Raw genomic sequence first — 829 nt, forward strand, 5'->3', positions numbered from 1 at the left:
ACCTAGGAACGGCATTTCCAACCAGGAAGCCCGCCTGCCCCTCCCGGAGATTCCCACCCATGAATACTGGACGTTTCATCCCCCTGGCGGCCGTCACGACGGCCCTGGTCTCCAGCACCGTCCTCCTCCTCGCTCCCGCCTGCGGCGACGACGGCGCGGCGCAGGACTGTGGTGAAGAGTGCGCCCCCGTGGAGGGCGCCTACCCCTTGGCCTTCCGGGGCGACGCGGGCCTTCCGCCCGAGTGCGTCAACCTGAACGTGCCGGCCCTGCCCGAAGGCAAGGACCTGCGCCTCATGCGCGACGGAGGAACCCTCACCGGTTCGCTGGAGGGAGTGGCCCTGAGGGGCCAGGTGAGCGCCACGGGCGATCTGAGCCTCACGGGAGCGCCCCTGCCCAGCGCGGATGGCGGGCTGACCACCTTCCTGAGCCTGACCGCGTCCTTCACCGGGGGACCGGCGGACGGCGGGGGCGACGGAAGCCTGTCGGGGATCTTCACCGGCAACTTCTCGCGGCTGAACGGCGGAACCAGCCAGCGTTGCTTCGTCACCCGCCCCTTCACGGCGACCCGGCGGTGAGCCAGGGCCGCCGGGAGCGGGTCCGAGGCGGGAACTACTTCTTCTTGCCTTCGGCGGCGGCGGCCTTCGCGGCCAGCTTCTGCTTCTTGACCCGCTTCTTGTGGTGCTGACGGATCTTCATCTGCACGCGGCGGTGCTTGCTCTTGCTGTTGGCCATGTAAGTGGCTCCTAGTCTCCGGAATGGAGCAAAGGGGGGTCTACCTATCAGAACCCGACGGGCTCCCGGAAGGGGAACCCTCGGGATCGTCGGATGC

General features: G+C 68.8%; 2 protein-coding genes. One reads left to right on the top strand and one right to left on the bottom strand.

Features of this window, described 5'->3' with window-relative positions; translation table 11 throughout:
• The first annotated feature begins 59 nt into the window (after positions 1–59).
• On the top strand, positions 60–575 hold the full coding sequence (locus D7V93_RS43620) for a hypothetical protein (RefSeq protein WP_120648730.1): 516 nt from the start codon (positions 60–62) through the stop codon (positions 573–575).
• A gap of 34 nt (positions 576–609) precedes the next feature.
• On the opposite strand, the gene D7V93_RS43625 is transcribed toward D7V93_RS43620, so the two are convergent.
• Positions 610–732, bottom strand: coding sequence for an aminopeptidase (locus tag D7V93_RS43625; protein WP_120611322.1), 123 nt, complete (start codon positions 730–732; stop codon positions 610–612).
• Positions 733–829: the final 97 nt, after the last annotated feature.

Origin of the sequence: Corallococcus llansteffanensis (assembly GCF_003612055.1) — a bacterium.
Lineage (GTDB): Bacteria > Myxococcota > Myxococcia > Myxococcales > Myxococcaceae > Corallococcus > Corallococcus llansteffanensis.